Source organism: Rhodoferax sp., assembly GCF_028688795.1.
Lineage (GTDB): Bacteria > Pseudomonadota > Gammaproteobacteria > Burkholderiales > Burkholderiaceae_C > Rhodoferax.
Genome location: NZ_JAQTXM010000040.1, coordinates 1 through 22,237 on the forward strand (window position 1 = coordinate 1; position 22,237 = coordinate 22,237).

A 22,237-nucleotide genomic window follows, 5' to 3' on the forward strand; every position below is an offset into this window, starting at 1 on the left:
GTGGCCAATGTGCCATCACAACTGGTGGCCAGCAGGATGTAGCCTTTGACGACATCATTGCCTTTAAGGGTTGCTTCTTTGCCGGTTTTAGCCAATGCCCAGAATTTCTTGCCGTCTTTGAGTACGCCTGCGGTTTCCAGCTCGAAGCCGGAGACTTCGGATAGATCGCGGTAAAACTCCAGGACGGATTTGGGCTGCACCACTTGATAGCGCCCCGAGACTACCGATAAGGGGGCTTTGGTGTCACTGCGGTACAGCACCTTTTGATCATCAAAGCTCATGATGGAGCCCAGAGCTCCCGCCTGCTCGGTCATGTAACGAACCGGGGTCTCTCTGATTTCCCAGTCCATTCCGGCTTTTTGAGCCCAGACTTCAATGGGTTGTTTGGCAGGCAGTTGATTGCCGAGTTGATGCCAGGGGGTTTGGCCGACGTAGGCCATTTGTTGAACAAGGTGTGCCATGGGGATTTCTTTCTGTATTTGAGGGATATGCAGGTGATCAAGCCGCTGACTGGATTTAGCCAACGGCATCACAAGCAATAGGGAATGAATACGAAACGTTGTCGGGACTACCGGCTGAAGTTGTAACCACAGTCACGACATTGGTAGTTGTTGAGCAGGCTGTTGTCAACCACAGCTCCCAGGCTGGAACCCACAGCAGCACCGCTGAACAGGCCAGCCATGATGGCTCCGGCGACACCACCGACCAGGGCACCGACTGGCCCCCCGGCTGAACCGAGACTGGCACCTCTGGCCGCACCTGCTAATGCGCCAATGGCACTACCGGTTTTGCGTCCAAGGTTTTTGGTTTGGATGCGGGTTGATGAACATTGAGGGCAATAAATCGTCATGATGAAGACTCCTTGGTTGTAAAGGTTGAGGGTTGAAAACAAGAAAAGCCGTCGCTCGCCCTGGTGGACGATGCGACGGCTTTGAGAAAGCCAACCGGTTAGGCTGGCATGGGGGGGGAAACAAGAAATCAAAGGGCGTGACTGGGCTGATTCACTCAAGGGTGATCAACTCAATGGCACGTCAAAGCGACACTTCGCTGAACTTGGGGGTGCTTAGTCAATGGGCAGCAATGAACTTTTCTGACCTGCTGCCAATGCAGAGATTCCTTGGGGTCATTCATGGAATCAATGGGTATATATGTAACCGTAACTGTTTCAAATGCTGTTGAAACTTGGCTGGTGTCCAAGTTGAAACGCTCGATGCAATTGGGGACACGCTCCTGCGCGTTAAGGCGTATTGGCCACTTGTTACAGAAGTAGCGCCCTTTTTGAATAGTCGTGATGTTGGGATGAAATGGGTGTTCGGCTCACATTGAACTGACAAGCGAACTCCTTTTCAGCAGCAAAGGAATGGTGACCGGCGCCCAGATTTTTCCTGTCTTGGTAGGGATGCCTGTCAACGATGGAGGCAGACGCAGCTACACCTCTGGGCGTTTAGGCAGTGGAGTGGGCAAATGGGTCTTTGGGCAGAAACGAGATTCCTGGGCACAGTGATTTTCCAAAACAGCACACCTTTAATGTAGGCGGCATTCTCTTGTCAATAATTACTGTCAGAGGCGAAGATTAAGTGCCTGGGTAACGCCAGTGTTTCATCAAAACGACAAACATGGTAGGACGCCAAAGATTTCTGGGTTTCCATGCAATTTCACGGAAATTTATGAAAGTTTATTGTAAGATTCCCTCATAGATCAGCAAGTACGCGGCTCATTTTTTGCTCAGCGTCAGCTAAAGCGCCAGTCGTTTTTAGCTTTTCCCAGTTGATTACTCATCCTCACCTGCGCGCCCCGCGCATCGATTTTTTCTTAAAAAAGTCGATCTCTCTGAAGCTCAGATTTGGCGTATCACTTTTCGTGGTTCGTAACTGATGCCCAACAAATTTTAGTCACCCTTGCGGTTCATCGATCCGCATACGCCGTGCGTCCTCCGGCTTGGTTTAAGCATTTTTGGCCTTTTGGTCAGCGCTTTGACCTGACGTAGCTTGGTCTTTGACCAGCAGTGGTGTCGCGCGTTTTTACGTGCGATCGAAACAAATTAATTTTGAGGTTTTCATGAAAGTTACTTTAAAAAAAGCAAGTTACATGCTGCGGCGCAACCCGGCTGTGACGCCACCCAACCAGTCGCTGGGCGGCCAGACAACAATCGAAGCGATCGTCACGGAGAGGAATATGGCGTTCGGGGCCAAGGTTTTGGCCGACCCTTTCGACTGCGCGCAATCGGAGCAGTGCGCCACCTATGGCGGCCCGGTGATTCTTCGGATTGGCCCCGTTCAGTTGCGCATTGGCCTCAGTCGATCGTTTATTTACAGCATGCTCGACCCAGAAAGCCCCAGTCATGACCCTACTTTTCCAAAACCCATTCGCCTTTCTGCGCGTGCCGTTGGCTGGGTCGAAAGTGAAATTTCAGCTTGGCTCACCTCGCGGATTGCTGCGAGTCGCCGTATCACAAACAGGAGCTTCTAATGCATAACGTATATCAACGGCAACCCTTCCCGATCTGGGCTGTTCCGAACGCCCTGCAAAATTCGCTACGTGAGGCCTACACCCATTCGCAAGCGCCGATCGAACTTATTTTTTCAACCGCGATGACGGCAATCTCCATTGCGAGCCAAGATCAAATTCGTGTGAAGTTTTTACCGAACCACGAAATCCTCGCCAGTTTGTTTTTCAAAATCATTGCGGATTCGGGCGAACGTAAATCATTTTTATTTCAACTGCTTTTGCAGTCAATTTTTGATTTTGACGCTTCTTTCCATGAAAAACGTGAAGCCGCTCGGAAGGCGTTCGAGTCCTCAATTGAGATTTGGCAACTTGAGCACGCCACACTGGTCGCCGCTTTCGAGAAGGCCATAAAAAAGGGGCAGCCAACCGATGCTGCCAAGTTGGCGTTGGAAAAACACAATCAGGCAAAACCGGTTTTGGAAAAGTTTCCGAAGCTGATCTATGCAGATGCAACCCCAGAAGCAATCGCCTACGGACTGTATTCACAATGGCCTTCAGCAGCGTTGATTTCTGATGAGGCTGGAATGATTCTGAATGGCCGTGCAGGTCAAGATTTGCCGTTGCTCAACAAACTCCGCGACGGTGACAGCTTGAGCGTTGATCGGAAATCGACCGAGAGCTTCACCCTTACTGGCGCGACATTTTCGATGCTTTTAATGGTGCAACCGAAAACGTTTCGCCATTTTTTGGAACATCAAGGGCGCGATGCGCGCGACATAGGCTTTCTTGCGCGATGCCTGATCGCATGGCCTGACTCAACGCAAGGCACCCGATTCGTATATATAAACCAGGTACTGGAATGGAAGTACCTTCCAATCTTTCACGACCGGATTACCGCGATTTTGCAAGAGGGATACAGCAACGGTGTCAAAAGACCACCAGTAACACTGGAACTATCTGTACAGGCGAGAGGTCGCCTTATGGACTTTCAGAACTTCATTGAGTCCGAATTAGGACATGGCCGGTGTTTTTCTGATGTCAAAGATGCCGCTTCAAAGATGCCCGAAACGGCAGTTCGGATGTCTGCACTTTTTCATCACTTCGAAGGGCGTACCGGTGAAATTCAGGAAGATACCTTTCAGCAAGCTATTGAAATCTGCACTTGGTACTTGTATGAATTCAAGTATATTTTCGGTGCAAAACCTGAAATACCTCTTGAACAAGCAGATGCCCAACAGCTTCAAGAGTGGTTGTGGCAAATTTTTGTTCAAAGTAATGGCATTAATCTAAATTACAGCAAGAATTTCATCAGACAGCATTGCCCGAATAGTTTACGCAACAAGAATAGGCTTAATCGAGCATTGTTGGAATTAATTTATTCAGGAAAAATATCTGCATTCATGCACGGAAAAACCAATATGATTTCATTAAATCCTCAGTGGTTTTATTTCCAAGTCCCGATGCAACCATATCGATGGTAATTTCAATAAAAATTGCTTGTAGAAACTGATAAGCATTTTGTTATTTTTTATCAACCCGATGATGAGTGGCTATTTCGGACTCTCGTCATCGGTCATTGATCTGCCGTTCGATTCTGTCAATATACCACGCATCGAAATTGTTTCATAGTACGTATGAGCTCCAGAAATGGAGTCTTTTGGGGAGCGGTTTTACTTATTTTGTTAACGAAGTTAAGCGTTCTTGGTCATTTATCCTTGTAATTAACTATGACATTAGAAGTCCAAACTCGTCCATTTTGATCCAATAAACAGATTTTGAATATGAAACTTGCATCAATCAAACACCGCTGAGAAAATACATACCTCAATAATCATTCTGGCGCGAAAGTTCATGATGTCAACGAAAGGAGTTCACCAAATATTTTGCGGTCTTCATCTTCCAAGTGGGAGTCAAGCAACATTAACACCGGGGAGTCAATCCACCAGCATCGTCACATTCAAACCAAACCGACAGCCAACGCCAACGGGCTTCCAACTTCTACACCAACTGTGTCCAACCTTTGTTTCGATAGACACAACCATTTCAACATCAACAAGAGAGAGCCATTCTGAAGAAATTCGACCATCATGTTCGTATGTCGTCACATCCAACCAGCAACCTGAGGGCCATCACTCCTTCACAAAAGTCACCACTTACCCTTAACCGAAACCAACAACGCTCCCTCATTGAATGACTTTTTGCAACCTGCTCACCACCAACTCTAAAGCACGAAATTTACTAACCACCCATCTTTGCCCTGCTATTGTTGCTATTAGTAGCAGAAATAGCAGGTACAGCTGATGTCAACAATGACAAAACCACAACTTGATGAGCAGTTCAGTCAGGTGTCAGATCTGTGCGTTCTGTAATTCACACAATCAAACAATGTGACAAGCTGATTATGGTCAGTAGCTGGGATGGTCACGCCCCAGTTACTGGCACCATTAAGGTGATCACCGCGACCGGTTCAATACAGGCTTCCTTCCCGGCCGTGGTACATCTGGATTGATGAGTGGTGGCGTTTGACTCTTGCCAAAGGTGCGAAACAGTCCAACTCCAGCAGCACCGGATTCGATGCCAAAGTCACTGCTTTTCTTGGTGATATATGGCGCTACCTTTTCGATCAAATTTATTCGCCGCCTCACATCATCTCGATGGATCATTCCGATACCCAGGTGACCTTCATTCACAAACTTATCTTCGTCGAAATTGCTGCAATAACAGCGCCCGAAACCTCCCGTAATCCTGTTCCATACCTCACGAGTGGACTGATCAATCATGAAATAGTTCCTACGCATTGATCCATCGTAGAGCAAGAGCATGTGATAGTGATACCCACCACCATTTGCACCATATTCAAGACCCCATGCATACCCAACCAGTCCGTTAAAAATGTCTGGATACGAGCGCCTATCTCCGATAAGTTGTTTGAAATGTCGTTGAACATGCTCAATTGAAATGGATTGACAGACCTCTTGGATGTAGCCAATATCAATCCGCACGACAAAAAGTCGAGAGTGATAATCAAAGAGGCGATCAATAAGTTCAATTAATCCGTTGAGATTACGCTTGGCTCTGTAGCGCTGCTCAACTTGCATTCTGTCATCGTACGCAGTCGTGTTATAGGGATAATTGCCAAAGTCGTGGATTTGTGGATAGCTGTACATTTTCTTTTCCCCATAAAATTCCAGATAAAGTTGTACTGAAATGCCTCAGTACAGCCCAAGACTGACAGTCATTAATTAGCATCAGTGCTTGATCCACTGCTTATTAATCCTTACCGTCATAGAATGATGTAGTGATAAAAAATGTCTCGATCAACAGCAATACAGTGATAGAAAACTTTGTGAGACGTTGCTTCACTATGTATATGGGTCGCTGTAACTTTTTAAAATCCCTAATGAGCTTATCTAGTAGTGGTGAGTCGCTTGATCATCAAACATTACTGCAATGCCAATAACTAATGAATAATCATCTTCCCAAGATATTATTTAATAGAAGAATAATATAAAACCAAAATTCACATCCGTTTTAAACACCCAGACTCTGCAGACTTAGATGTTCTTTTTTGCGGGGATTTGCGACGCTTTTGCTCCAACTTAGATCCCGGAGTTATGCAAATGTTTGCTTGTCTCTTGCTGGTCTCGAAGTGACTGTTTGCCCTACCGTTCTTGTACACCTTGATCGCCTGAGAGTTGAGTGAACCAAGACCAGGACAGGAACAAGCTTCGACTATCACAACTTGTACAACCTTGAATTGGGTTTGCAAATGAGGCCCAAAATCCCCCATTTGGGGGATACCCTGCCTGGAAAGAAACTTGGAAAATGACCGTATTTACCTTGACACGGCTTTTATGGAGCGCCGAGCCTTCCCGCAGAGTCCCTGCCAAGATCAGGCATGTTTCACCACAACCACGACATTGGCATTGCCGATTTCACAACGATTTCAAAAAACATTGGTGAGATCGGCAAAACGACACATCCTGTCTGATGCCCACTTTACGATTCGTTCATGCCCATCAAAAAAACCTCTGACCATGACACGCTGGTTTACCGTCTTTGCAACATTCTTGGCAAGCTCAATCAAGGTGAAAAGCTCGACCCGCACCAACTGGCCCTGGAGTTCAATGTCAACCCACGAACCATCCAGCGTGACCTCAATGAGAGATTTAACTACCTGCCACTGGTCAAGACCGAAGGGCTTTATCACCTTGACACCGCTTTTTTAGGAAAACTCAGCCTGCGGGATATTGAACACTTTGCCAGTCTGGCTGGTGTGCGCGGGCTGTTCCCTTCACTGTCAGACGACTTTTTGCGTGATGTATTTGATGCCCGCATCCAGAGCACACTGCTTGTTAAAGGCCATGAATACGAAAATCTGGGTGGAAAAACACTTGACTTTACCCAACTGCAGCAAGCCATTGTTGCCAGGCACATGGTCAGCTTCAGCTACCAAAAGCCTCAAGAGCAAAAATCCTATGCCAACGTACAGCCTTACAAGCTGGTCAACAAAGATGGCATCTGGTATCTGGCAGGCAAAGATGGCGACAAACTCAAAGCCTTTGCTTTCACCAAGATTGACCGCCTGGTGACCACCGATGGTACGTTCAGTGTTGACCCTGCCGTTGAACAGACACTTGCCACCGAAGATGACATCTGGTTGAACGATAAAAAAATTGAAGTGGTGCTGAAAATCGCCAGCCCGGTGGCAAGCTACTTCAAACGCCGCAAACTGGTAGCCAATCAGGTGATCGAAAAGGTGCTGGAGGACAACGGCCTGATCGTCTCGTCCAAAGTGGCACACATTAACCAGATACTGCCCACAGTGCGTTACTGGTTACCTCACATCCGCATCATCAGCCCAGAAGGCATGCAATCCGAGATGGAGCGGGAAATGCGAACCTATTTGGCAGGGGACTGAAATTCAGACTCAGCTTGTGCTCGTAACCGACTATTTATCTTCAAGTTAACCAATACTCAAAGGAGCCTTCATGTTTCGCCAGCAAAAAATCATTCATGAGTCCATCCCTGCTCTGCGCAATCTACTCACGCGCTACCAATGGCAAACCGAACCGGCCAATTGGCTAACCACCGCTGAAGATAAATCGAAAAAATTTGTCGTCACAGTGCCATTGGTGGGTGCCTTCAGTTCTGGCAAATCTTCAATCATCAATGCGATCATTGGTCAGCCCATCTTTTCCACCGCTATCGATCCAGAAACTGCGGTGCCAGCAGAGATCATGCACGGCGACACCGAGTGCCTGACAGGCTGTTTTTCAGATGGTCGGCGCATTCCTTTGAATCGTGAAGTGGTGCGCGAAAACCAGCTGGCTATGTTGCAACACGGCGGTTGGGTCGAGGCCGTTTTGCCAGTCCCCGCATTGGCGGGGCTGTCGCACCTGCGGCTGGTAGACATGCCGGGATGGGACTCTGGCATTGAAGCGCACGGCATGGCCATTGACAACTACGCCATCCGCAGCCTGGCTTATGGTGTGGTCGTCAGTGCAGACGAGGGCAGTTTGCGCAGCAGCATTCACCGCGCCCTTGACGAGTTGAAAGTACGCAACATGCCGGTTCTTGCCATTATCAGTAAGGCTGACAAAAAACCACCAAACGAGGTTGATGCAGTGGTCGCACAGGTGGAGCAAGAAATCACCACTGCCATGGGACACCCCCCTTACAAGTTGATCAAGGTCTCTGCCCGCAAACATGACGTGAGTGAATTGGTTGCAGCACTGACTGAACTAGAAAGCCAAGCCGAGCCACTGTTTACCCAAAACGTCGTCAGTCCCTTTGCCCAACAACTGCAAAGCCTGCATCACCATCTGGACACTTTACTTAATAGTGATGATTTGGATAGTGAGAAGATCAAGGCCGAATGCGAAAAGCTTGCTTCTGACATGCAAGTTTTCGAGACCCGACTGAACGATGAAACCATCCAGCTTGATGCCCGCGTTCAACCCGTGCTCGGCCATATCATGCAGCAGCTTGAGTCCCGTCTGAAAAGCCAGCTCGACACACTGGTCGATCAAGCAACGAATGGTGGAGACCTGCAAGGCAGCATTGGCAGCACGGCTCGGCTGGTCGTTTCCGAAGGGATGCGCGACGAATTTAACCCCGAAATCGAGCGCTACCTGGGTCGAGTGGCCGAGGGCTTGCCTAGTCATTTCAACCCTGAAGTTTCGGGAAATTTCAAGTTATCTGAGGACAAAAAAACTTCTCAGAACAGCCCGATGGTCGCCACACCGCTGGCTGCGCTTGCCTTGCCTGTGATCATAAAGTTCATACCTGGCCTAAACATCATCGGCCCAGTCATTCTTGGCGTGGTGGCATTGATGGAGAAGCTCTTCAAAAACAAGAGTCAGCAAAAAATTGAGTCAGCCCGTCAAGAAGAAAGCGCTCGCAGAAAAGTGTTAACTGACATCATCCCAAGTGCAGTCAGTCAGGTCAAAACAGCCCTTCAGCCTCAGTTGCATCAGTACATTGCACAAGCCAAACAAAAGATCGCTGATGAGGTACGTGCACAACAAGCTTCACATCAAGCCGCATTAAATGAATTGCAGCGACAGCTTGAAAAAGGCCAGGCCGCCTTTGCCCTAGCCTGCGCACAATACAAAACAGATCAAGCATTCCTTCAAACTCTGATTAAACAACTGGAGCTTGCATGAACATCAACCTCACCCCCGACGAACTCAACGTTCGTTATGCACTGTTATGCCGAAGTACACAAGTTGAAGCGGTTAACACGCCACAGGCTCAACAAAACGAAATCCATTTACAGGCTCTAAATAAACTGCTAAACAACGATTTGAGGGCGTTAGCTCGACAGGGTAGCCCAGACGACTTTGCCGACATCTACTTTGCGCTGGAACAAGAACTGGAGCGCTTTCGCGAGTTTTGCGCCTACCCAGCTCTGGCACAGAAGTTTGTGGTGGCTTTTGGTGGCAGTTTCAGCGCGGGCAAGTCCAGCCTGATCAACACCTTGCTGGGGCAGCGCCTGCTGGTGACCGAAGTAGACCCCACCACCTCACTGCCCACCTACGTGCTCAAAGGTGATGCCGATGCCGTGCATGCCCTGAACCTGTTTGGTCATCGCATGGATCTTGGCACCGACGACTTTTTGAGCCTCACGCATGATGAAGTGCAGCTCTACGGCAGCAACATCAGCCGCCTGCTGCGCACTGCAATCATGACGCGCGCTGATTTTCCGTGGAACAACCTGGCCATCATCGACACGCCCGGCTACACCAAACACGAAGACCAGACGCAGGGTGCCAGAACCGACGAACACATTGCCCGCACCCAACTCAACGCCGCGCAAGCCATTGTCTGGGTGATTGATGCCCGTCAAGGTGTGATCACCGAGGACGACCTGAAGTTTCTGGCCAGCCTGCAACCCGACATTCCACGCCTGATTGCCGTCAGCCGTGCCGACCAAAAACCGGCGCAAGACGTGGCCTCCATTGTGGCGACCATCAAAAGAACACTGACCGAACGCAACGTGGCCTTTGTGGACGTGCTGCCGGTGTCTGCCCGCAACAAACCCGAATGGCCCGTGCAAGCACTGCTAGAACAACTTGCCACCTGGAACACGCAACCACGTGCCTTGCGCTTTGCTCACAACTTCAAGGCATTGTTCACCCGTTATGCCGACTTCATTGAACAAGAGCAACGCCAAGCACAAAGGCACCTTAACCGACTCAACCGCATTTTGATCATGGCGGACAGCGAAGACGTGCAAGCTGATGCCCAAGAACTCAAGCAACACGCTGAAAAAGCCCTGAGTACTGCCAAAGAACACGCCATTGAGCTACTGGATTTGCGACAACGGTTTTTCGGACAACTCAAATCCGTGGGTGATACCGTTGGCATCGCTTTGCCTGAACCTGCGGAAATTGACCTCTTGGACAACGAAGGCGTTAGCCTGTTGGAGCTGTTCATCGAACAGCGCACACAACAAGGCCAGAGCGCCCCAGATGAACCAGAAACTTTACGTTCGTTGATGCTCGGCAGTGTCTGTACCAAACTCACGTCACTGATCGGTAACGACATTGAATCTCAACTGAACCCACACTTTGCATCCACGCTTGATGTCCACAGCCGTGAAACCTACGCTCGACTGCTCGCCGCGCTGCTGATTGCCAACGGCGCGGTTGAAGTGGCTCAAAGTCAACTGTTCAAGATATTGTTAGTCACTCTGGGTCTTGGCGACATCCGCGCAAAACTCTTTGCACAGGCAAAAACACTCAATCAAGATGAATTGAAGGAATGCCGCCGCATCATTCTTGAACACGGATTGGTCTCAACTTGTCTGGTGGATGCGCTTGTCTTGTGCCGCCTCTCCAAGCCATTGAATGAATTTCAAACGCAACTGTTCTCGGAATTGGCAAACTACCTTGCAATTGCCAGTGATCAAGAAATCCAATCCATCGCAGTGGCGACTTATGTCATGGGATTAAACAAGAAAGATGAATGCATCGAAGGTGACATGACTTCACATGAAGGATGGGGCTCATTCATCCCCTTGAGTGGTACAGACGTCTGTATCAAGATTGCACAACGGAAAAAATTGCCAGTTGAGGTTCAACTTGAACTGGCAAAAAATACAGAGCAAACGGTCGTAGTTGCACTGGCAAGTAATAAGGGTCTAGCTGAAATTGCTCAAACTGAACTGACTAAAAATGGATCAGTAGATGTTTTAGTGGCTATTGCAAAAAACCCTTGCTTGACCGAAAGTATTCAAAATCATCTTTTCAATACAGGCAATGCCAAAGTTAAAGCATCACTTGCCACTAATGTTTCATTGGTTATTGACATAAAGAGAAAGTTATCTCAAGATTCCGATCTAGATATTAAAATGGCATTGGCCGAAAATATCTCGATAGAGAATGAAATAATTGCTATTCTGGAAATTGACAAAGATGCAAGAGTGCGCGCCGCACTTGCAAAAAATTCTGCATTAACTGGCGACCAGCAAATAAAAATATCAAAAGACGAACTCAAAGTCAGAGTTGGTCTTGCTGGAAATACATCACTTTTGGTATCGTTGCAAACCGAATTCGTATCCGACAGCAATGATGCCGTACGAATAGCACTCGCCCGCAATCCTGTGATAGATGAAGTGATTCAAGCCAAATTGGTTCAAGATCGCCGCGTTGATGTTCGCGAATCACTGGCAACCAATGTGGCATTATGTGTTGCTCAACAATTTCAATTGTTTGATCGCTCAGATATTGATGTGACAATAGAATTGTTTAAAAATCCAAGTTTGAATGGGAATTTACGAGAAAAGATTATTTCTTCAGTCTCAGATTATCAATTGGAATCAGCAAGAGATAACTCTAATGACAAAGAAAGAGAATCTGAAAGGGCATGGAAAGAATATTGGGCAGCCAGTAAAAAAGCCAGGGAATATCAGATGAAATATAGGGATTTTTTCTTTTCTCAATCACAGGCAGATAGCTATAACGAAACTGCAGATGATCTCGATAGAGAGCACTCCCAGGCTAGTCGCGAGTCAAGCCTCGCAAGAAAGAGATATGCCGGAGTCAAATCAATTGTTGAGGCAAGAATAAGCAAGACCCAAGCACCAATAGTCCAAGCACCAATAGTCCAAGCACCAATAGTCCAAGCACCTATTACCCAGCCCCCCCTACAAAAGGCCCCCACCCCCGGCGATATTTTGCAAGACGGCCCTGACCTGCCCACACTGGTGGTGCTGCCCGGGGGACACTTCCAGATGGGCAGTAATGCGTGGTCGAACTCGCAGCCCATTCACACCGTGCAAATCAAGAGCTTTGCCATGGGTCAATACCCAGTCACCCAGCGGCAATGGCTGGCCGTGATGGGTGACAACCCCAGCAGGTTCACGGGCGATGAGGCCCGCCCGGTGGAAAGCGTCAGTTGGGACGACGTGCAGCGGTTTATTGAAAAACTCAACGCCCAGACCGGCCACACCTACCGCCTGCCCAGCGAAGCCGAGTGGGAATACGCATGCCGCGCAGGCAGCACCGGCAAGTGGTGCTTTGGCGATGATGAGAAACAGCTTGGGCAATACGCTTGGTACAAAGACAACAGTGGCGACCAAATCCACCCCGTAGGGCAACTAAACGCCAATGCCTTTGGCCTACACGACGTGCACGGCAATGTGTGGGAATGGTGTCACGACACCTGGCACGAAAGCTACAACGGTGCGCCCTGCGACGGCACCGCCTGGATCAGCGGTGACCAGCAGGACAAGCGCTTGGCGCGCGGCGGTTCCTCGTACGACATCAGCGGGGGGGCGCTTGCCGCCTGTCGCAACAAGGGTTCGTCCGGCGGTCGCGTTAACAGGGTCGGTTTTCGCTTAGCCAGAACCCTGGCCCCCTTAGACCAATCCCACCAAAGCGATGATGATCAGGCCAACAAGGTCAAAGCCTCTATAACCCAGGCCCGCGCTGGTGGTGTTGTCCGATGGCAGCTTCCAGATGGGCAGCCGTGAATGGTCGAACTCGCAACCCATCCACACCGTCCACATCCAAAGTTTTGTCATGGGCAAATACCCGGTCACCCAGCGCGAATGGGTTGCTGTCATGGGCAATAACCCCAGTCATTTCAGTAGCGGGGGTGACACCTGCCCGGTGGAAAACGTCAGTTGGGACGACGTGCAATTGTTCATTCAAAAACTCAACGCCCAGACTGGTCACACCTACCGCCTGCCCAGCGAGGCCGAGTGGGAATACGCCTGCCGTGCCGGCAGCACTGGGAAGTGGTGTTTTGGCGACGATGAAAGCGAATTCCAGCAGTACGCTTGGTATGACGAAAACAGTGGTGACGAAACGCACCCTGTTGGAAAAAAGAAGGCCAATGGATTCGGTCTGTATGACATGCACGGCAACGTCTGGGAATGGTGTGAAGACTTGTGGCACCCCGATTACAGTGGCGCTCCGACAACTGGACAGATCTGGACTGATAGCTCAATGGGTAAAACACTTGCTCGTGTGCTGCGCGGCGGTTGCTTCAACTACAACAGGTTCGCGCTCGCCGCCTACCGTAACGACGACTCGCCCGACGGCCGCTTCAGCAACTACGGGTTTCGTTTAGCTATTGCTTCGGCCCGATGAAGTCATAAGTCTTCGTTTGAGCTCTTCCTTTGGTGAGAATTCAGAAATGTTCAAACTTCACAGGGCCGGATCAATAGGACTTGTTAATTCCTGCCCCTTGTCCCCCTTACCCCTTTTGGGGTTTGGGGTGAAGCCCCCAACGAAAAAATTTCGCCCAACCACTGCAGTTTTAATCTAACCAAGACCCTTGCGTAAGCGTTTAACACCGTTCAAACAACTGGACACTGCATGAATAACAACCCTGTCACCGACGAACCAGCCCCATCCTCCAACGACCGCTACCCCCTGCTGTGCCGCAGCACGCAGGCGGACGTGGGCAACGACCCGCTGGCCCAGCAAAATGCCGAGCACCTGCAAGCCCTGGACAAGCTGTTGACCCACGACCTGCGGGAGCTGGCGCGGCGCGACAGCCCAGACGACTTTGCCGACATCTACTTTGCGCTGGAACAAGAACTGGAGCGCTTTCGCGAGTTTTGCGCCTACCCAGCTCTGGCACAGAAGTTTGTGGTGGCTTTTGGTGGCAGTTTCAGCGCGGGCAAGTCCAGCCTGATCAACACCTTGCTGGGGCAGCGCCTGCTGGTGACCGAAGTAGACCCCACCACCTCACTGCCCACCTACGTGCTCAAAGGTGATGCCGATGCCGTGCATGCCCTGAACCTGTTTGGTCATCGCATGGATCTTGGCACCGACGACTTTTTGAGCCTCACGCATGATGAAGTGCAGCTCTACGGCAGCAACATCAGCCGCCTGCTGCGCACTGCAATCATGACGCGCGCTGATTTTCCGTGGAACAACCTGGCCATCATCGACACGCCCGGCTACACCAAACACGAAGACCAGACGCAGGGTGCCAGAACCGACGAACACATTGCCCGCACCCAACTCAACGCCGCGCAAGCCATTGTCTGGGTGATTGATGCCCGTCAAGGTGTGATCACCGAGGACGACCTGAAGTTTCTGGCCAGCCTGCAACCCGACATTCCACGCCTGATTGCCGTCAGCCGTGCCGACCAAAAACCGGCGCAAGACGTGGCCTCCATTGTGGCGACCATCAAAAGAACACTGACCGAACGCAACGTGGCCTTTGTGGACGTGCTGCCGGTGTCTGCCCGCAACAAACCCGAATGGCCCGTGCAAGCACTGCTAGAACAACTTGCCACCTGGAACACGCAACCACGTGCCTTGTGCTTTGCTCACAACTTCAAGGCATTGTTCACCCGTTACCACCATGGTCTGGACACCGAAGAGCGGCATACCCGCTGGCAGCTCAACCGCTTGAACCGCATTCTGGTGTTTGCCGATACCCCCGAGGCCCAGACCGATGCCCAAGAACTCAAAGCCGATCTGGAAGCGCGACTGGAACGATTGACGGTGCAGCAGCAGGACTTGACCACTTTGCGCATGCGTTTTTTCACCGAACTCAAGCGCAGCGGCGACACCGTGGGTGTGCCGCTGCCAGAGCCAAGCGAAATCGACCTGCTCAGCGATGTCGTCAGCCCGCTCCTGGGCCACCTGACCGCCTTGCGCGCCAAGCAGCGCAAACCCGTACCTGACCTGCGCCAACCCCTGCGTGTGCTGACGCAAACTGGAAACATGAGCTGTCTGTACCGCTTTGAGCGCTTCAACACCCGGCTTTTGCCCGCGCTACGCCTGTTGGCCCGCCCTGACGACATCACACATTTGCCACGCCTACAGCGCCGAAATGCCCCAAGCCTGGTGCCAGCTTTACAACTCCTTTCCTGAAAGCCACTCCATGAATCTGAACGAATACCTGAGCACGCTGGATGCCAACAAACCTGCCGCCCAGCCCCTGCCGCCACACCAGGCGCAGGCGCTTGACGATCACACCCGCAGCACCTATGCCCTGATGTTGGCCAGCGTGTTGCATACACGTCCACCCGTCACTGAAGCCCAAGCACGGGTATTTGACCTGTTGCTGGGCAGCCTGGGCCTGCCTGCCATTCAGGCCAAGTTGTTCGCCCAAGCACAAACACTGGAGGAGTCCACGCTGCTGGAGGCCAAGCGCCTGTTTGTCGAACACCGTTTGAGCCAAGTGTTTATGCTGGATTTGCTGCTGTTGGAGCGCCTGCGCGGGCCACTAGATGAAGACAGCCTCAAGCTGGTGTCTGAACTGGCAGATTTTCTGGCACTGAACGAAACCCAGATGCACGCCTTAAGCAGCTTGACCAGCCACATCATGGGCCTGAACCCCATACCTGCCGACTGGGATTCAGCCATCAGTGATGTCACCGCACCGCAGTGGCTGGAGTTCACCATTGTTATTCCGATGGTTGATATCCCGGCGGGCAAGTTCGAGATGGGCGGCACCGACTCCGACAACAGCCCCAAACACCTAGTGACAGTGTCAGCTTTTCAGATGGGTGCAACTCCGGTGACTTTAGGTATGTTCAAAAAATTCATTGCTGCCGCCTGGCGACAAGACTTGTTGACCAAAGAGTTCAACGAAGCCAATAAATACGGTGACAACGTCCCAGTAACCTATGTCAGTTGGCACGATGCGCAAGACTTTATTGCCTGGCTCAACAAAATTTCAGGTGGTGGCTACCGTCTACCCAGCGAAGCCGAGTGGGAGTACGCTGGCACCTCCGGGGGGATTCATAAAACCTATTGCGGTGGTGACAATTACGACACAGTGAGCTGGTTCGCAGCGAACAGTGGTGGCAAGCCGCACCCGGTGGGCCAAAAAGCCGCTAATGCCTTTGGCCTGTATGACATGAGTGGCAACGTCTGGGAATGGGTACAGGACCCATGGCATGACAACTACAAAGACGCACCCATCAACGGCAACGCCTGGACGGATGAAATATCGAGCAAACCTGTTGCTCGTGTGCTGCGCGGCGGTTCCTGGAACTACAGCTTCAGGAGCGCGCGCGCCGCCTTCCGTAGCAGCGACTCGCCCGTCGACCGCTACGACGTCTACGGTTTTCGTTTAGCCAGGACTTGTTAATTCTTGCCCCTTGTCCCCGTTACGCCTTTTGGGGTTTGGGGGCAAAGCCCCCAACGAATTTTTTTTGACCCATGCCAAACGCACCTGATCGCAGCCGCAGCACCGGCCCGGCGCTGGAGAAGTGGTACCAGTTTTTACGCTGGCTGACCCCGGTGCTGGAGAAGTTTCCGCGCAGCCACAAATTCACTCTGGGCGAGCGCATTTACACCGGCACCCTCGACGTGCTGGATCGCCTGATCGAAGCCACCTACAGCCGCCACGCCACGCCCATGCTGCTGCAAGCCAATATGGGGCTTGAAAAACTGCGTTTCATGTTCCGGCTGGCGGTGGACTTGCAGCTGCTGGATTTGCACCGTTATGAATTTGCAGCCCGTGCAGTGGATGAGGTGGGCCGATTGGTGGGTGGCTGGATCAAGGTAAAAGGTGGCCCGGATGCCCAAACGGCACGCTGATTTGTTTGCCCGTATTGCCAATTTCACGGCCCTGCGTGAAGCCGCACTTGAAGCAGCCAAAGGCAAGCGCAGCAAGCCAGGTGTGGCCGCTTTTTTGATCAATATGGAGCCGCGCCTGTTTGCGCTGGAGCGCGCCCTCTTGTCGGGGTGCTGGCGTAGTGGCAGCTACACCGAAATCAATATTCACGAACCCAAGCAGCGCACAGTGTCGGCAGCACCGTTTCGTGACCGTGTGGTTCACCATGCCCTGTGTGCAGTGGTTGCCCCCATTTTTGAGCAAGGTTTCATCTTTGACAGCTACGCCAACCGTGTGGGCAAAGGCACGCACCGCGCCATTGCACGCTTTGAGCAATACCGCAACCGCTACAAACATGTGCTGCGGGCCGATATTTACCGTTACTTTCCGGCGATTGACCATGCCATCTTGAAGCAAGACTTGCGTCGCCGCATTGCCTGCCCGCAAACCCTGTGGTTGCTTGACACCTTGATTGACGGCTCGAACCCGCAGGAGCCGGTTTATCAGGTTTACCCCGGCGATGATTTGCTGACCATGGCTCAGCGGCCGCGCGGCCTGCCAATTGGCAACCTGACCAGTCAGTTGTTTGGCAACGTGTATCTTGACCCACTTGACCATTTCGTCAAGGAAGTGCTTCGCGCACCCTATGTGCGTTATGTGGATGACTTCGCCCTGTTTCATGACGACCCGGCAGTGCTGGCGCAGTGGCAGGCACGCATCGCGCAATTTTTGGCGGTGCGCCGCCTGAGTTTGCACCCGCACAAGACCTGGATTGCATCAACACAAGAGCCCGCCACGTTTTTGGGTCTAGTGCTGATGCCGGGTGGTTTTCGTCGTTTGCCTGAAGACAATATTCGGCGTTTTCGCAACCGGCTGCGTGGTTTGCGTGACCAGTGGCAAGCCGGTACACTGGATCGCATGACGGTGCTGCGCAGGGTGTTTGCCTGGGTCGCCCACGCCGAACATGCCAACACCTGGCGCTTGCGCCATGCCATCTTTTACGGCGGGTGGTTTGACCCGCTGTGGGAGCCTGACGGCCCGCCTGTTGCTCGTGTGCTGCGCGGCGGTTCCTGGAACAACAACAACAGGAACGCGCACGCCGCCTACCGTAACAACAACTCGCCCGACAACCGCAACAACAACTACGGTTTTCGTTTAGCCAGCACGCCCTTGCGTACCCGAACTGCACGCGCTACGGCGCAGGCGGGAGTGTCGTAGGGTGTCCACGGGCCGTCATGATGAGAGCCGAGAACTGCCATCGCTTTGGTCGCTTAGGCGGCGGCGATGGCAGATTCCATATTCGCATCCAACCTGTACCGCGTTGATAATCAAACTTGGTTCACAAACTTAGTCCGAATGGATCACCATGCAAACCATCAACATTCATGAAGCCAAAACCCATCTCTCGCGTCTGATTGCGCAGGCACAACATGGCGAGCCATTTGTTATTGCAAAATCCGGCAAGCCTTTGGTGATGGTCAGCGCCTTGCCTTCGGTTCAAGACCAGGCCAAGAAACGACTTGGGTTCTTGAAGGGCACGATGCAGATTCCTGATGATTTTGATCGCATGGGCGGTGATGTGATACCCAGCATGTTTGCGGGAGACGAGGCTTGAAGTACCTGCTTGACACCCATCTTTTAATTTGGGCGGCCAATGAACCAGATAAACTTTCGATCAAAGCGGTTGCCCTGATAACGAATCCTGAACATGAATTGCTTTTCAGTGCGGCCAGCATGTGGGAAATCGCCATCAAAAATGGCTTGGGTCGGGCAGATTTCAAGGTCAATGCGCGTTTGCTCAGGCGCGGTTTGTTGGACAACGATTATTCAGAATTGGCCATCACCAGCGCACATGCGGTCTTTGTAGAAGGCTTGCCCTTGATCCACCGAGACCCGTTTGATCGAATCTTGATTGCTCAAGCAACTGTCGAAGGCATCACCCTGCTTACAGCCGATAGCACCGTGGCCAAGTATCCAGGGGCGATTGAATTCGTCTGAGCGACATAATAATTTCAAAGCGACACAACCTGTCCGGTGGCAGCACTACCATTTACCCATGCCCACCAAATAGCCCTGGCTTACGTTCATCAACGTCATAATTTTTACGAAAGAAAGCCCCATGTCTTTATCCATCGCTTCTTTGGAATCCAACCTGAAACATTTGAGTGAAAAGCTGACTGTCTGGCAATCACGCTTTCCCGACCCCATTGATGACATTGGGCAACTGGCTCAGGGCTTTGCCGCCAAACTGGCACGTTATTCAAACGAAGAACTGCACCTGAGCATCGGCATCATGGGCCAAGTCAAGGCGGGCAAAAGCAGCTTTTTGAATGCCCTTCTGTTTGAGGGTCGTGAAGTGTTGCCAGTAGCTGCCACGCCAAAAACTGCTAACCTGACGCGAATTTCATACGGTGACACTCCTCTGCTGACAGTGGAGTTTTACACCCCGCAAGAGTGGGCCAAGATTAAGGCCGAGGCAGATAAACCGGGGCAACATGTCGAAGCAAGGGTGGCCCGCGACCTGCTCAAAATGGTGGCCGACAACAGAATCGATGTGGCGGCAGTGCTGGCAAAAGGCCGTGATCGTATTGCTGCGTCCGATGTCAACGGCCTGATGGACAAGCTCAATGATTTCGTGGGTGAAAACGGTCGCCTGACCGCGCTGGTGAAGTCCACTGAAATCGAGTTACCACTGGAAGAACTCAAAGGCTATGACGTGGTGGACACTCCGGGCATGAACGACCCGGTGCCCAGCCGCACGCAAAAAACCCGTGACTACATGGCCAAATGTGATGTGGTGTTTTTTCTGTCGCGCTGTAGCCAGTTTCTGGATCAGTCCGACACGGACTTGTTGTCCAGGCAACTGCCTGGCAACGGGGTCAAGCGCATGGTACTGGTAGCGGGTCAGCTTGATGGCGCTTTGTCGGACGATGGGTATGACCGCGACTCACTGGCCGACACCGAGCGTAACCTCAAAACCCGCTTGACTCGCCGCGCTACGGCAGAAATGGCCAAGTTGGCTGGCTTTAGCGAGCAACAGGGTCGAGGTGAGAATGCCGCCTTGTTACGAAGTTTGCAGACACCGATTTTTGCCAGTACCTACGCCCATGCTTTTGCTACTCAGACACCAGATACCTGGGGTAAAAGCATGTTGCATATGCACGGTCAATTGACTGACATGGCAAAAGCAAACTGGGGTGGCTACCAGTTCACACCTGCCGATTGGACGCGCATTGCCAATTTTGAAGAGCTGAAAACTGCGTACAACACGGCTCGTGCAGACAAGAAGGCGTTATTGCAGGCGCAGCGTGACAGCTTGCTGCCTGAGACCTGTGCGGAACTGAAAACCCGTTTGGAGACCTTGATCCATGCGGTGGAAAACCGCGCTGATCAATTGCGCAAAGGTGATGTACAGACCATTGAAAAAAGCCTGCAAGCCTGTGAGGGTCGCATCCATGGCATTGCAACCCGGCTTTCTGAAGTGATTGACACCACCAGCGCCAAGGCGCGAAGCAGTTTCGCCAAATTGAAAGCAGAGATTGAAGCAGATGCACAAAGCTCAACCGAGTTGAAAACCCGTTCCGGCACCACCAGTCGAAGAGAGTCCTCGCAGGTCAGCACATCAACCTGGTACAAGCCGTGGACGTGGGGTAGCAAAGAGACGGTTTACAGCACCTACACCGAAAGTTACGAGTACATTGCTGCCGCTGATGCCATTGAAAAGTTGGTGCAATTTGGCAACCAGACAAAGACAAGCCTACAACGGGAATTTAACCGCTTGGTTAGCCTGCCCAGCTTGCGTGCAGATTTGAAGCGCGGCTTGATTCAGGAGCTAGATACCCGCAGCGAAGGCTTTAACCCTGCCGAATTTCGCGGCACTTTAGAAGGCACACTGAACCGTTTGACATTGCCAGAACTGAACCTGGAGGTGGGTGATATTTCCAGTGCGATCAGTGCGCAGTTCTCTGGCGAAGTGCGTAGTTCCGACCAAATACAAGCCCTGCGCGACACCCAGCAACGGGTCGTGAACGGACTACTGGATCAGCTTTTGGCTACCTTCAAATCAGGCGTGGATGAACTCTGCCGACAGTTAGAGTCCACCCGTGATTCACTTGGTAGCAAACTGGCTGCTGATTTGAACAACGAGCGCTCACAACTGAAAAAAGCGTTTGCAGAAAAAGAACAAGAGTTGCTGGTTTACGCGGAGATTTGCAAAGTCAGCCGGGCAGCACTGCCAGACGCAGCCAGCGCCAACCCGGCGTGATTGAGCCAACGCACTACCAAAGTCCACGACCATGCCAATCCGTCCATCGGCGATCCACTTCACCTGCCCGGCTTGTGCTTGGTCAAAAACAACTGTACCTCGCAGTGATGCACTCAGTCTGGGTGATGTTTTTAGCACCTGCCCGAAGTGTGGTCATGCGCCTCTGTCAATGAGACCTGCCAACCTCGCCCAAGTGGCGCTTGCTCAATTGATGAATACGGTAAAGAGGCGGTCAGGCTAATTTAGTTCTGTACACCAGAAAAAGCTTGTTCCACGATCCCTTTATAGAATCTTTAATCCAACAGTTTGACAATCAAGCCCATTTGAAGTCAGAAACTCCATTTTCAAGTAGAAATACCTCGGACAATCGTTTGATTGCATCTTCTTTAAACAAAAAATAAGCATCAATTGCACTCTGGTCAGCCACATTTTTGAGCCATCTTCCAATCGAGTTAGGTCCGTAATATACACTTGACGCATGTTCTCGTTTAGATATATCTTCTGTCCATTTGCTTGCCAAGAAATCCTGCATCACTTTGTGATGATCAGCATGCGAAGTAGCTTGTATTTCTAAAAAATTGGATGGATTATCATTAACTATTTTTGTGTTAATTAATAATTCTTTCGCCGCAAACTCACCCATATTCATCTCCACATCATCGGGATCGATAATCGTACTAATTATTTCACCAGTTTTACGATTTAGAAAATTTCTGAGATAATAAAACTCATTATTATAATCATCATCTCCACCAAAATTCATTATAAAAAGTCCACAATCAATTGAAATAGTCATCATCACTTCCAATCTTTAAATGAGGTTAATCTAACAAATTTTTCACTGAAAACGAAAAAATCAAAATTAACATTCTCGCGAATTGTTCATTTTGATTTTAGGACTAAATGCAGCGATTATCAATATTGGATGCCTTTTGAGCAAACACATATGCCGCAGTGTCTATGCAATTGGATAAACCAGACAGGTGT

General features: G+C 50.9%; 17 protein-coding genes. 13 read left to right on the top strand and 4 right to left on the bottom strand.

Annotated features, from left to right (window positions below):
• On the bottom strand, positions 1-461 hold a 461-nt coding region (locus PHQ58_RS20710), incomplete at its 3' end, for a DUF932 domain-containing protein (RefSeq protein WP_300115141.1).
• A 107-nt stretch (positions 462-568) separates the two neighbouring features.
• Positions 569-850, bottom strand: a complete 282-nt coding sequence (locus tag PHQ58_RS20715) for a hypothetical protein (protein ID WP_300115144.1) — start codon at positions 848-850, stop codon at positions 569-571.
• A 1,208-nt stretch (positions 851-2,058) separates the two neighbouring features.
• Here PHQ58_RS20715 and PHQ58_RS20720 point away from each other — a divergent pair.
• Both PHQ58_RS20720 and PHQ58_RS20725 read left to right on the top strand, forming a co-directional pair.
• Complete coding sequence (locus PHQ58_RS20720; RefSeq protein ID WP_300115147.1) at positions 2,059-2,469, top strand: AlpA family transcriptional regulator; 411 nt, start codon at positions 2,059-2,061, stop codon at positions 2,467-2,469.
• On the top strand, positions 2,469-3,929 hold the full coding sequence (locus tag PHQ58_RS20725; RefSeq protein WP_300115149.1) for a YfjI family protein: 1,461 nt from the start codon (positions 2,469-2,471) through the stop codon (positions 3,927-3,929). The genes PHQ58_RS20720 and PHQ58_RS20725 overlap by 1 nt, the downstream gene beginning before the upstream one ends.
• A 972-nt stretch (positions 3,930-4,901) precedes the next feature.
• Here PHQ58_RS20725 and PHQ58_RS20730 read toward each other — a convergent pair.
• Positions 4,902-5,615: an inovirus-type Gp2 protein gene (locus tag PHQ58_RS20730; protein ID WP_300115152.1), complete on the bottom strand. Its 714-nt coding sequence runs from the start codon at positions 5,613-5,615 to the stop codon at positions 4,902-4,904.
• Positions 5,616-6,460: 845 nt separating this feature from the next.
• Here PHQ58_RS20730 and PHQ58_RS20735 point away from each other — a divergent pair.
• The 11 genes from PHQ58_RS20735 to PHQ58_RS20785 all read left to right on the top strand — a co-directional run bounded on the left by PHQ58_RS20735 (position 6,461) and on the right by PHQ58_RS20785 (position 21,250).
• Positions 6,461-7,369 (top strand): YafY family protein, encoded by a 909-nt coding sequence (locus PHQ58_RS20735; protein WP_300115155.1) that lies wholly within the window; start codon positions 6,461-6,463, stop codon positions 7,367-7,369.
• A gap of 70 nt (positions 7,370-7,439) precedes the next feature.
• Positions 7,440-9,116 carry a dynamin family protein gene (locus PHQ58_RS20740; RefSeq protein WP_300115158.1) on the top strand — a complete coding sequence of 559 codons (1,677 nt, stop codon included), beginning with the start codon at positions 7,440-7,442 and terminating at the stop codon, positions 9,114-9,116.
• The gene (locus tag PHQ58_RS20745; RefSeq protein WP_300115161.1) at positions 9,113-12,928 is read left to right on the top strand and encodes an SUMF1/EgtB/PvdO family nonheme iron enzyme; all 3,816 of its coding nucleotides are present in this window, start codon (positions 9,113-9,115) and stop codon (positions 12,926-12,928) included. The genes PHQ58_RS20740 and PHQ58_RS20745 overlap by 4 nt, the downstream gene beginning before the upstream one ends.
• Positions 12,888-13,550, top strand: a complete 663-nt coding sequence (locus PHQ58_RS20750; RefSeq protein ID WP_300115164.1) for a formylglycine-generating enzyme family protein — start codon at positions 12,888-12,890, stop codon at positions 13,548-13,550. The genes PHQ58_RS20745 and PHQ58_RS20750 overlap by 41 nt, the downstream gene beginning before the upstream one ends.
• A 228-nt stretch (positions 13,551-13,778) precedes the next feature.
• Positions 13,779-15,293 carry a dynamin family protein gene (locus tag PHQ58_RS20755; protein ID WP_300115167.1) on the top strand — a complete coding sequence of 505 codons (1,515 nt, stop codon included), beginning with the start codon at positions 13,779-13,781 and terminating at the stop codon, positions 15,291-15,293.
• Positions 15,294-15,303: 10 nt separating this feature from the next.
• The gene (locus PHQ58_RS20760; protein ID WP_300115170.1) at positions 15,304-16,518 is read left to right on the top strand and encodes a formylglycine-generating enzyme family protein; all 1,215 of its coding nucleotides are present in this window, start codon (positions 15,304-15,306) and stop codon (positions 16,516-16,518) included.
• Positions 16,519-16,589: 71 nt separating this feature from the next.
• Entirely contained in the window at positions 16,590-16,970 is a 381-nt protein-coding gene (gene avd, locus PHQ58_RS20765; RefSeq protein WP_300115173.1) for a diversity-generating retroelement protein Avd, read from the top strand.
• Positions 16,951-18,204: an RNA-directed DNA polymerase gene (locus PHQ58_RS20770; protein WP_300115176.1), complete on the top strand. Its 1,254-nt coding sequence runs from the start codon at positions 16,951-16,953 to the stop codon at positions 18,202-18,204. The genes avd and PHQ58_RS20770 overlap by 20 nt, the downstream gene beginning before the upstream one ends.
• 148 nt (positions 18,205-18,352) lie before the next feature.
• On the top strand, positions 18,353-18,601 hold the full coding sequence (locus tag PHQ58_RS20775) for a type II toxin-antitoxin system Phd/YefM family antitoxin (protein WP_300115179.1): 249 nt from the start codon (positions 18,353-18,355) through the stop codon (positions 18,599-18,601).
• Positions 18,598-18,984 (top strand): type II toxin-antitoxin system VapC family toxin, encoded by a 387-nt coding sequence (locus PHQ58_RS20780; RefSeq protein WP_300115182.1) that lies wholly within the window; start codon positions 18,598-18,600, stop codon positions 18,982-18,984. Before PHQ58_RS20775 ends, PHQ58_RS20780 begins: the two co-directional genes overlap by 4 nt.
• A gap of 121 nt (positions 18,985-19,105) precedes the next feature.
• Positions 19,106-21,250: a dynamin family protein gene (locus tag PHQ58_RS20785; RefSeq protein WP_300115185.1), complete on the top strand. Its 2,145-nt coding sequence runs from the start codon at positions 19,106-19,108 to the stop codon at positions 21,248-21,250.
• Between the two features lie 313 nt (positions 21,251-21,563).
• On the opposite strand, the gene PHQ58_RS20790 is transcribed toward PHQ58_RS20785, so the two are convergent.
• Positions 21,564-22,046, bottom strand: a complete 483-nt coding sequence (locus PHQ58_RS20790; RefSeq protein ID WP_300115188.1) for a hypothetical protein — start codon at positions 22,044-22,046, stop codon at positions 21,564-21,566.
• Between the last annotated feature and the right edge of the window lie 191 nt (positions 22,047-22,237).

Bases quoted from the DNA above. Each gene is read 5' to 3' on its own strand.
- PHQ58_RS20755 (WP_300115167.1), top strand. From the start codon at position 13,779: ATGAATAACAACCCTGTCACCGACGAACCAGCCCCATCCTCCAACGAC.
- PHQ58_RS20745 (WP_300115161.1), top strand. From the start codon at position 9,113: ATGAACATCAACCTCACCCCCGACGAACTCAACGTTCGTTATGCACTG.
- PHQ58_RS20715 (WP_300115144.1), bottom strand. From the start codon at position 850: ATGACGATTTATTGCCCTCAATGTTCATCAACCCGCATCCAAACCAAA.
- PHQ58_RS20720 (WP_300115147.1), top strand. From the start codon at position 2,059: ATGAAAGTTACTTTAAAAAAAGCAAGTTACATGCTGCGGCGCAACCCG.
- PHQ58_RS20790 (WP_300115188.1), bottom strand. From the start codon at position 22,046: ATGACTATTTCAATTGATTGTGGACTTTTTATAATGAATTTTGGTGGA.
- PHQ58_RS20725 (WP_300115149.1), top strand. From the start codon at position 2,469: ATGCATAACGTATATCAACGGCAACCCTTCCCGATCTGGGCTGTTCCG.
- PHQ58_RS20775 (WP_300115179.1), top strand. From the start codon at position 18,353: ATGCAAACCATCAACATTCATGAAGCCAAAACCCATCTCTCGCGTCTG.
- PHQ58_RS20740 (WP_300115158.1), top strand. From the start codon at position 7,440: ATGTTTCGCCAGCAAAAAATCATTCATGAGTCCATCCCTGCTCTGCGC.
- PHQ58_RS20760 (WP_300115170.1), top strand. From the start codon at position 15,304: ATGAATCTGAACGAATACCTGAGCACGCTGGATGCCAACAAACCTGCC.
- avd (WP_300115173.1), top strand. From the start codon at position 16,590: ATGCCAAACGCACCTGATCGCAGCCGCAGCACCGGCCCGGCGCTGGAG.
- PHQ58_RS20785 (WP_300115185.1), top strand. From the start codon at position 19,106: ATGTCTTTATCCATCGCTTCTTTGGAATCCAACCTGAAACATTTGAGT.
- PHQ58_RS20730 (WP_300115152.1), bottom strand. From the start codon at position 5,615: ATGTACAGCTATCCACAAATCCACGACTTTGGCAATTATCCCTATAAC.
- PHQ58_RS20735 (WP_300115155.1), top strand. From the start codon at position 6,461: ATGCCCATCAAAAAAACCTCTGACCATGACACGCTGGTTTACCGTCTT.
- PHQ58_RS20770 (WP_300115176.1), top strand. From the start codon at position 16,951: ATGCCCAAACGGCACGCTGATTTGTTTGCCCGTATTGCCAATTTCACG.